Source organism: Rhizobacter sp. (assembly GCF_031412075.1).
Taxonomy (GTDB): domain Bacteria; phylum Pseudomonadota; class Gammaproteobacteria; order Burkholderiales; family Burkholderiaceae_C; genus Rhizobacter.
In genome coordinates this window covers 1-8,563 of the sequence record NZ_JANOCG010000273.1, presented here as the reverse complement: position 1 = coordinate 8,563, position 8,563 = coordinate 1, and the positions used below count along the sequence as shown (strand labels likewise).

Below are 8,563 nucleotides of genomic sequence, written 5' to 3'. Positions count from 1 at the left end.
ACCTTGATGATTGAAGCCACTGATACCGTATCGCTGTCGTATCACTGAGATAGTGAAACGCGATGATATCGGGTTAGCGGCGGAAAGAATCGCCCCGGGAAAACGCCCTGCCTGTGCACCCCAGCTCGCCGTAGTTCAATGGATAGAACGGCCGCCTCCTAAGCGGCAAATACAGGTTCGATTCCTGTCGGCGGGACCAAGACACCCCCGCGCCAACCCGCCCCTCACTCAAGCGGGCCCAAGCCCCGAGTCCAGGGGTTGAAACAAGTTGTGTGCCGCCGTGACAATTCACACATGAGTCGGCACCAACCAGCATTCAAAGCCACACAAGTTTTCGACTGGGCCAGCGAGCCCTCGGATGAGCGCCCCACAGACTTCGGCCGCAGCACCGGCCACTCGGTTCTGTCTGGATATGGCGCTCTGGCTGAAACGCCCAGCTCGCGTCGCCGCCACCATGAGCGCAGCAACGGCTTCGCCAAGCTGCTTGTCTCCTGCTTCTTGATCCTCAGCGTCAGCGTGGCTGGCATGCTGGTGATGGTGCGCTTTCTCCAGGCCTGAGCCCGCACCAGCGGGTGGGGCCGCTTCACCCTCCCCGACACTCCACTACTCGGCAAATAGGGGTGTGTTTATTCGACCCAACGACTAGATTAGGTTCTTGCGCAACACGCGCAATTCCTTGCTGTCCCGTTGTTTCGGAGGAAGGCGAATGGCACGCCAAAAGGCACCCGCGAAGTCGTCGAAACGTCTGGTGTGGCGCATCTCGGATCACGCGCCTTTGGGCGAGTGGGTGGATCCCGGCCTGGTGACCGAGCCCTCGAAGACCGAGGACCTGCCCGAGGTGAGCTCGGGCCGTTGGCTCCGGTCGTCTTTTGATCTGCTCAATGGTGTGGAGATCAACGACGACCCGAACACCGTGCCCGACGATTTGTTCGACGAACTTTTTCCGCCCCCACGCGAAGCACCCAAACGACCGCGCGAATGAGGCGCGTCCCTCGCCTGGGCAATCTTGCGGGGCCTGGTTCGTGCGCGTGTCACCCCCTTGATGGCAAGACCTGTTTCTGCACTGTGGGCAAGCCCGCGCGTTGCCAGCCATCGATGCCGCCGTTGAGGAAGCGGGCATTTACGCCGAGCGCCCTCAAGCGCAGCGCGGTGACACGGCCCACCTCGTGACCGTAGACGCAGTACACCAGCACGGCACGCTCACCCACCAGTTCACCAGCCCATTGCGCCACGCGGGCTGGGTCGCGCCACACGGCCCCCGGCAGCACGGTGGGCGCGGTCTCGAACACCCCCGCGCGGCGTACGTCGATCACGCGCATGCCGGTGGCCTCGCCTTGCGACACACCCCAGGTGTCGCCTGCGGCATGCACCGCCTCCTGGTAGCGCTCGTAGACCTCGGGCCAGTCGATGGTGTCGAGGAATGCGCCTACGTCGGCTGGCAGGCGCAGCACCAGAATCGGCACCCCGCTCGCCTTGGAACCAGACCCCACGCCCCGATGGACGAGCAAGCCGTCTTCTGGCGTGAAGACAAGTTCAATCTCACCGCCCGCATGTGCACCGGCCAGCGCAGCGAAAGACGCGCGCCATGCATCGAGCGAGCCGAAACTGGCACACAAGGCCAGCGCCATGGGAGGAGGCATGTTCATCAGAGACCTTTCAAACGATCAAGGGGCGCAGCAGGGTGACGGCCAAGCCGACCAGCGCACAGCCCGCGAGCAAGGGCAACACACCGACCTTGAAGCGGAACAAGGCCACTGCGGCCGCCAGCGCGATCAACGCCGACACCGCGTCGAAGTGGCCGCCAAACCCTTGCGGCCACAGCACGTGGTAAGCAAAGAACAGCGCGAGGTTCAAGATCACACCCACCACCGCCGCCGTGATAGCAGTGAGCGGCGCGGTGAACTTGAGATTGCCGTGGGTCGACTCCACCAGCGGCCCACCCGCCAGGATGAACAGGAACGACGGCAGAAAGGTGAAGAAGGTGACCACCGTGGCAGCAGCCGCACCCGCCGCGAACAAGGCCTCGGGCCCAAACACCTGCTTGAGCCAGCCGCCCACGAAGCCCACGAAAGCCACCACCATGATCAGCGGGCCGGGCGTGGTTTCGCCGAGCGCGAGGCCGTCGATCATCTGCGCGCCGCTCAACCACTGGTGCTGCTCCACGGCGCCCTGGTAGACGTAGGGCAGCACCGCATACGCGCCCCCGAAAGTCATCAACGCGGCCTTGGTGAAAAACCAGGCCATCTGCGTGAGCGTGCCCGCCACACCGTACTGCGCCACCAGCGCCGCCATGACACCGCCCCACAAGGCCAGGCCCACCAGCACCACCTGCGCGAACCGGGTGCGTGAAAAAAGCGCGTGGACTGGCGTGGGCGTGTCGTCGTCGATGAGCGCCGGGCCATAACCCTTGTGGGCGCTGCCATGGCCTCCCCCCACCACGAACACCTGCGGCGCATGGCGCCCGCCAAAGTGCCCGATCAAGGCGGCCGCCAACACGATGGCGGGGAACGGCACGTCAAACGCAAAGATCGCCACGAAGGCCGCCGCCGCAATGCCCCACAGCCAGTTGTTCTTCAGCGCGCGTGTGCCGATGCGGTGTGCCGCATGCAACACGAGCGCGGTGACCGCAGGTTTGATGCCGTAGAAGATGCCGGCCACCACCGGCAATTCGCCGTACACGAGGTAGACCCACGACAAGCCCACCAGGATGAACAAGGACGGCAGCACGAACAGGGCGCCCGCCACGATGCCACCCCACGTGCGGTGCATCAGCCAGCCGATGTAGGTGGCCAGCTGCTGGGCCTCGGGCCCGGGCAGCACCATGCAGTAGTTGAGCGCGTGCAAGAAACGCGTCTCGCTGATCCAGCGGCGACGCTCCACCAGCTCGGTGTGCATGATGGCAATCTGCCCCGCCGGGCCTCCGAAGCTGATGAAGCCGAGCTTGAGCCAGAACCAGAAAGCCTCTGCGAAGGGCACGGCCGGGGGTTTGTCGGTGGGAGTCATTTCGCGGCGCCTTTGTGGGCCACATACAGCGCATCGAAGACGCTGCAAGCGGCCGTGAGCAATGAGTCGTCGTCGGCGTGCAGATCGCGCAGGCCACCGAGAATGGTTTCGAGCCCGGCCGCCTCGGGCACCGGGATGCCACCCACATCGAGAAAGTGCACCACCTGGGCGACACGGCGCAGGCGCTCGTCGCCATCGAAGCCGAAGCTCGCCACCATCACCTCGAAGGAAACGAGGCCGCCCACGTGGCTGAAGGTGGCGCCGTCGAAGTCGAACCCGAGTGCGCCGCGCGGCGGCTTGAGCGGCTCTTTCAGCCAGACGAAGCGGGCGTCGGCGTCGATGAAGCGGCGCACGAACCAGGCACACGCCAGGCGGTCGACCCAGGGCCGCGCGCGCGTGGCCCAGCGTTTGCCGAGGTACTGGCCGGGTTCGAGGCGGGGCACGCGGGCGGCGCTGGGCTGCGGCTCGCCCGGCGAGTAACGTGCATCGACATCGCGCCGCAGGGCCGCCAGAAACGCCTGGGCCTGCTGCAGCGAGACACCAGGAAAGTAGTCAATGCGTTGCACCGCGGCCAGTGCCTCGGCCAGGCTGCGCAGCCTGCGCCGGGCGTCGGTTTCGGTCAGCGCCGCCAGCTCGCTGCGCACCGCCTCGCCCGACTCGCGCCACTGCGCATAGGCCTCGGCGCGCGAGAACTGAGCCAGCAGCTCGTCTTGCTGCTGCGGCTCGCGTGTGCCCAAGTCGAAGACCGAGGCCGTGCCACCGTGCTGCAACACCTCGGCGGCGATCTCGCCAAACGCCGCGTCGTGATCGGCCGGCAACACATACGCGCCATCGCGAGGAGAGGCGCAGCCCAAGGCCCTCAGGCTACGCCAGATGCGAAGCCGCACGGCACCCGGCTGGGTGGGGAGCGTGACGAGAAGCAAGGTCCACATTTCTGAATCATATACTTCATATCAAGTAATAGATGATTCAACTTGATGACCTTGCCTCAGCCGGCTTCAGGCCGCGCGGTGCAGCTTGGCCGCTGGGAAGTCGACCGGCACCTTGAACGCCACGTTCACATAGTTGGTGAACAGGTTCAGCGCCACGTGGGCCAGGATCTCCACCACCTCGGCATCACCGAAGCCGGCCGCGCGCACGGCCTGCACGTCGGCGTCGGACACCTGGCCGCGCTCGTTCACGAGCTTGAGCGCAAAGCGCAGTGCAGCAGCCGTTTTGGCATCACTCGCCTCGCCCATCTGGGCGGCGGCCAGTTCATCGGCGCTGGCGCCGGCCTTGCGGCCGAGTGCCATGTGCGCGGCCAGGCAGTACTCGCAGGCGTTGCGCTCGGCCACGGCCACGGCGATCTTTTCGCCGAGCTGGGCGTCGAGCGTGCCCTTGCTGAAGGCGGCGAACGAGCCCCACATGCTCTTCAATGCCGCCGGCGAGTGGGCCACCGCCTTGAACATGTTGGGCGTGGCGCCAAAGGCGGTGTGGATCTGTTCGAGCAGCAGCTTGCTGTCGTTCGGGGCATCGGCGGAGGTGAGGAGGGGAACGCGTGACATGGTGATTTCCTTGAGGTGTGAATGCGATGTGTGAACGAACAGTCGAGACCAGAAGCGCAGTTCAGAACTTGCCGTCGCGCACGTAGGGGTAGCTCCACAAAATGGTTTGCAGCAACACCGACTTCACCCAGGCGGCGTGCATCTTGTCGACGTCGGCGGCCGGTGCCCCCTTCTTCGCCAGAAAGGGCTTGAGCGTGGTGGTCACGGGGATCGTCAGCGCCGACAGGTAGCGAAAGTTCACCGAAGGCACGCTGTCTGCCCGGTCGGTGGTGTTCTTCTTCGGCGTGGTGTGGCGCAGGCCGATCTCGTACTGGTAGTCGAGCCAGGCCTGGTCGTATTGGGCCGCAGCGGTGTCGGTGATCCACTGACCGAAGCGCTTGCGCACGGCAGCCAGGTAGGCCCCGTCGGGTGCGCCGGTCTTGTTGTTCTTGAAGAACACCACCAGCTCGGGTGTGGACGCGACAAAGCCATACCAGACGTCGAGCACCGCATCGGTCTGGTCGGCCAGGATGGGCTGGCTCATGCGCAGGTAGCGCAGGTCCTCATCGGTGAAGAGCAGCGTCTTCTTCAGCGACTCCAGCTCGGCCAGTGTGTAGGGCGCCTTGGCCAGTGTTTTCTGGCCGTGGGTGTAGCCCGGAATGGCGGTGGCCGGCTGCGCTGCGCCCAACAGCGGCAACAGCGCCAGCACGGTCGCAGCAAACATCGGTTTGAGGGTCATGGCTTCTCCTTGTGTGGATGGGGTGGCGCTGCGGATTGCAACGGCACACCGACAGTGTTGGCGCCAAACCGATACCATGGGTGAAGATTGATCCACCATTGATACCAATTCGTCCAGATGAAGCCCATCCCTTCCACCCCGAGCGTGGACCGCCTGTCTTCGCTGCTCGAGCGCTTTCGGGTGCGCACCCACCTCTTTCACAACGGGCCCCTGTGTGGCGTGACGCACTACGCCGCCATGCCGGGGCGCGGTTTTCTGCATGTGTTGCGGCGTGGCGAGATGGTGCTCACGCACCGGCCACGCAGCGGTGCGCCGAAGCGCATCCATGTGCGCGAGCCGAGCTTGCTGTTCTACCCGCGGCCGCTGGCGCACGACTTTCACAACGCGCCCGCCGAGGGCTGCGACTTCACCTGCGCCGCGGTCGAGTTTCAAGGCGGAGAGAACCACCCACTGGCGCGCGCGCTGCCGCCGGTGGTGGTGTTGCCCTTGGCCCAGGTGGCGGGGCTTGGGCACACGCTCGATCTGCTCTTCGCCGAAACCGAGCAGGTGCGCTGCGGCCACCGCCTGCTGGCCGATCGCCTGTGCGAGGTGCTGCTGCTGCAGTTGTTGCGCTGGCTGCTCGACCACCCCGAACAAAGTGGCATGCCGACCGGGCTGCTGATGGGGCTGTCACACCCCCAGCTGGCCAAGGCCCTGGTGGCCTTGCATGAGCGCCCCGGCGAGGCCTGGACGCTGCCACTGATGGCCCGGCAGGCCGGCATGTCGCGCAGTGCGTTTGCCGCCGCCTTCAAGGCGCATGTGGGCGAAGGGCCGGCCGAGTACCTGGCGCAATGGCGGCTGGCCATCGTGCAGACTGAGCTGCGCAAAGGTGTTTCGCTCAAGGTGGCTGCCGAGCAACTGGGCTACAGCAGCGCCTCGGCCTTGTCGCGGGTGTTTGCGCAGAAGGTGGGCGCCTCGCCGCGCGAGTGGTTGAAACGTGACTAGAAGGCGCGACTAGAAAGCGTGGCTAGAACTTGACCAGCACCCCGAACGACGGCAAGAACGGCAGCTGCGTCACGTCCTTGCGCACCGAGTAGTCGTCGTTGTAGCTGTAGCCCGAGATGTTCTTGCGCGCATAGGCGTTGATCACCTCGACATAGAAGCGGTGGCGCGGCGACAGCACCCAGTCGGCGCGCAGGTCGAGCCGGTGGTAGCTCGGCAGGCGCTCGGAGTTGATCGGCCCGTAGGTGGGGCGCACACGGCCATCGGGGTAACGTTCGTTGTTGGCGATGATGGGCGTGTCGGGCGCGCCGGAGTGGTAACTCCACTTGGCGCCAAATTGCCAGCGGTCCGACTTTTTGTACTGCAGCACCAGGTTGGCGATCACCGGCTGGTCGAACTCGAATGGGAACTCCTGGCCGGTGAAGTCGTTTTGCCGGCGTGCGCGCGAGAGGCTCAGCGAGAACCAGCCCGAGAACTTGGAAGCGCTGTCTTTTGCTGCGCCCTTCTTGATCAGCAGCTCCAGGCCATGCGCGCGGCCGCTGGCGCCGTTGAGGTAGTTGACCGGCGGGTCGACGTCCACCACGAAGTCGCTGAACTTCTTTTGATAGGCCTCGACGCGCCACGACCAGCCTTCGTCGAGCAGCTGCGACACGCCGAGCACGCTGTGGGCGGCGCGCAGGTGCCACAGGCCGGTGTTGCCAAAGCCGGCCAGCACCTGATCACCGGCCGGGAACTGGTTGTGGCGGCCCCACGCGGCGGTGAACAGCAGGCTGGGTGACCACTTCCATTCGGCGCCGATTCGCGGCTCGGTGTAGCGGCGGTCGAGGTAGCCGTCGTGGCTGTAGTGCACACCCCCGGTCAGCGCCCACTCGGGCGTGAACTGCCAGCGGTTCTTGGCGTAGAGGTTGGTGATGCTCGCGTTGATGCGGCCCGTGCCTTGCACCCGCGGCGCGCCTGTGAAATCGCACTCGGGTCGGTACTCGGTGCAGCGTGCGTTGAGCGCATCGATGTCGTACTCGGCCCGCACCGATTGCAAAGAGCCGCCGAGCGAGGTTTCGTGATTCGCCGAGGGTTTGAAGTTGAACTGCTCGCGCACGAACCAGGTGTGGGTGCGCGCGGTGGCCAACAGGGCTCGCCCCACCTGGCTGGTGTTGGTGTCGAGCGTGTGGCCGAGCGCGAGCTTGTTGCTGGTGCCGCCGCTCAGGTCGGCGTCCCACACCACGGCCTGGGTGCCGTACGAGGTGTCGATGGCACTGTTACCGGACAGCGCCGGCTGCTGCGTGCCGAGGCCCGAGTTCTCGGGGATCTTGAACTCGATGCTGTCCGACGCGCCGGTGGCGTGAAAGCTCAGCTGGTGCTGGGCGTTGAGGTTCCAGATGTACTTGCCCTGGTAGTCGTAGTAACGCGGCACGGTGACGATGACGCCCGAGTCTTCGTCTTCCACCGTGTCGACCAGCAGGTCGATGTAGCTGCGCTTGACGGCAAAGTAGAACGACTGCTTGTCGTTGACCGGCCCTTCGACCAGGAAGTCGGCGCCGAGCAGGCTGACATTGATGACACCGCCCAGGCGGTCGGTGCGCGGGTTGCGCAGGCTCACGTCGAGCACGGCGCCGATCACGTCGGCGTATTCCGGGCCGAAGGCGGCGCTGTACAGCTCGAACTGGTTCACCAGGTCGCTGTGCACCACGCTCACCAGGCCGCCCACGTGGAACAGGTAGCCCACCGGCAAGAAGTCGATGTAGTAGGCGTTGTCGGTCGGGCGCGAGCCGCGCACCGCCGGCTCGCTGCTGCCATCGTTGGACACCGCCACACCCGGCAGGCTTTGCAGCGCCTTCATGGGGTCGCCCGCCGTGCCGGGCACGCTGCGCAGCTCGTCGCCGGTGAGCACGGTGCGGCTCGCGGGGCTGGCCAGGCGGCGGCTGGTGATCTCGACCGGCGCCAGGGTGGTGGCCGCCGGGCTGGCGGCACTCGCTGCCCCATCGGGGGCTACTGCAGCGGGCTGGGCATGGGCCGCGCACGGCAGTGCGGCGGCCAGCACCGCCACCCTCAGAAAGCGGGTCATTGCGGCTGGGCGGCCGCGCGCAAGGCCTGCCGCCGGCGGCGGGCGGCCAGCAATGGCTCGGTCAACATGAAAGCCGCCGTGACGGCATACGAGCCCCAGACATACAGGCCATAGCCACCCATGGCAAAAAACTCCGACGCGCTGTTCCAGTTCATGGCTTGGCTCCTTGTTGTGCCGTCTCGTGTCGTGCCAACTGCGCCACCCAATCGGCGTGTTTTTCGCGCTCCAGAATGATGGCGCGCGAACGTGTCAGCA

Annotated in this window: 10 protein-coding genes and 1 tRNA gene; 4 read left to right on the top strand and 7 right to left on the bottom strand. The window is 65.8% G+C overall.

What is annotated here, in order from left to right; genetic code table 11:
- The first annotated feature begins 124 nt into the window (after positions 1 to 124).
- The 3 genes from RMO40_RS09880 to RMO40_RS09870 all read left to right on the top strand — a co-directional run bounded on the left by RMO40_RS09880 (position 125) and on the right by RMO40_RS09870 (position 982).
- A tRNA-Arg gene (locus RMO40_RS09880) sits at positions 125 to 199 on the top strand.
- A gap of 95 nt (positions 200 to 294) precedes the next feature.
- Positions 295 to 558 (top strand): hypothetical protein, encoded by a 264-nt coding sequence (locus RMO40_RS09875; protein ID WP_309719955.1) that lies wholly within the window; start codon positions 295 to 297, stop codon positions 556 to 558.
- A 148-nt stretch (positions 559 to 706) separates the two neighbouring features.
- Positions 707 to 982: a hypothetical protein gene (locus RMO40_RS09870; protein ID WP_309719952.1), complete on the top strand. Its 276-nt coding sequence runs from the start codon at positions 707 to 709 to the stop codon at positions 980 to 982.
- A gap of 49 nt (positions 983 to 1,031) precedes the next feature.
- Here the strand turns inward: RMO40_RS09870 and RMO40_RS09865 are convergent, their stop codons facing one another.
- From RMO40_RS09865 to RMO40_RS09845, 5 genes are all read right to left on the bottom strand, one after another.
- A complete protein-coding gene (locus tag RMO40_RS09865; RefSeq protein ID WP_309719949.1) occupies positions 1,032 to 1,646 on the bottom strand; it encodes a rhodanese-like domain-containing protein in 615 nt (204 codons plus the stop codon).
- A 10-nt stretch (positions 1,647 to 1,656) separates the two neighbouring features.
- The gene (gene chrA, locus RMO40_RS09860) at positions 1,657 to 3,003 is read right to left on the bottom strand and encodes a chromate efflux transporter (protein WP_309719946.1); all 1,347 of its coding nucleotides are present in this window, start codon (positions 3,001 to 3,003) and stop codon (positions 1,657 to 1,659) included.
- Positions 3,000 to 3,935, bottom strand: a complete 936-nt coding sequence (locus RMO40_RS09855) for a chromate resistance protein ChrB domain-containing protein (RefSeq protein WP_309719944.1) — start codon at positions 3,933 to 3,935, stop codon at positions 3,000 to 3,002. The genes chrA and RMO40_RS09855 overlap by 4 nt, the downstream gene beginning before the upstream one ends.
- 66 nt (positions 3,936 to 4,001) lie before the next feature.
- Positions 4,002 to 4,547 (bottom strand): peroxidase-related enzyme, encoded by a 546-nt coding sequence (locus RMO40_RS09850; protein ID WP_309719941.1) that lies wholly within the window; start codon positions 4,545 to 4,547, stop codon positions 4,002 to 4,004.
- A gap of 61 nt (positions 4,548 to 4,608) precedes the next feature.
- On the bottom strand, positions 4,609 to 5,265 hold the full coding sequence (locus RMO40_RS09845; RefSeq protein ID WP_309719938.1) for a protoglobin domain-containing protein: 657 nt from the start codon (positions 5,263 to 5,265) through the stop codon (positions 4,609 to 4,611).
- Positions 5,266 to 5,382: 117 nt separating this feature from the next.
- Here RMO40_RS09845 and RMO40_RS09840 point away from each other — a divergent pair, with 117 nt between their 5' ends.
- Positions 5,383 to 6,249, top strand: a complete 867-nt coding sequence (locus RMO40_RS09840) for a cupin domain-containing protein (RefSeq protein WP_309719935.1) — start codon at positions 5,383 to 5,385, stop codon at positions 6,247 to 6,249.
- A gap of 22 nt (positions 6,250 to 6,271) precedes the next feature.
- On the opposite strand, the gene RMO40_RS09835 is transcribed toward RMO40_RS09840, so the two are convergent.
- Positions 6,272 to 8,308, bottom strand: a complete 2,037-nt coding sequence (locus tag RMO40_RS09835; protein ID WP_309719930.1) for a TonB-dependent receptor domain-containing protein — start codon at positions 8,306 to 8,308, stop codon at positions 6,272 to 6,274.
- On the bottom strand, positions 8,305 to 8,463 hold the full coding sequence (gene ccmD / locus RMO40_RS09830) for a heme exporter protein CcmD (protein WP_309719928.1): 159 nt from the start codon (positions 8,461 to 8,463) through the stop codon (positions 8,305 to 8,307). Before ccmD ends, RMO40_RS09835 begins: the two co-directional genes overlap by 4 nt.
- Between the last annotated feature and the right edge of the window lie 100 nt (positions 8,464 to 8,563).

Bases quoted from the DNA above. Each gene is read 5' to 3' on its own strand.
- RMO40_RS09845 (WP_309719938.1), bottom strand. From the start codon at position 5,265: ATGACCCTCAAACCGATGTTTGCTGCGACCGTGCTGGCGCTGTTGCCG.
- RMO40_RS09840 (WP_309719935.1), top strand. From the start codon at position 5,383: ATGAAGCCCATCCCTTCCACCCCGAGCGTGGACCGCCTGTCTTCGCTG.
- RMO40_RS09865 (WP_309719949.1), bottom strand. From the start codon at position 1,646: ATGAACATGCCTCCTCCCATGGCGCTGGCCTTGTGTGCCAGTTTCGGC.
- RMO40_RS09855 (WP_309719944.1), bottom strand. From the start codon at position 3,935: ATGTGGACCTTGCTTCTCGTCACGCTCCCCACCCAGCCGGGTGCCGTG.
- RMO40_RS09875 (WP_309719955.1), top strand. From the start codon at position 295: ATGAGTCGGCACCAACCAGCATTCAAAGCCACACAAGTTTTCGACTGG.
- RMO40_RS09870 (WP_309719952.1), top strand. From the start codon at position 707: ATGGCACGCCAAAAGGCACCCGCGAAGTCGTCGAAACGTCTGGTGTGG.
- RMO40_RS09850 (WP_309719941.1), bottom strand. From the start codon at position 4,547: ATGTCACGCGTTCCCCTCCTCACCTCCGCCGATGCCCCGAACGACAGC.
- chrA (WP_309719946.1), bottom strand. From the start codon at position 3,003: ATGACTCCCACCGACAAACCCCCGGCCGTGCCCTTCGCAGAGGCTTTC.
- RMO40_RS09835 (WP_309719930.1), bottom strand. From the start codon at position 8,308: ATGACCCGCTTTCTGAGGGTGGCGGTGCTGGCCGCCGCACTGCCGTGC.
- ccmD (WP_309719928.1), bottom strand. From the start codon at position 8,463: ATGAACTGGAACAGCGCGTCGGAGTTTTTTGCCATGGGTGGCTATGGC.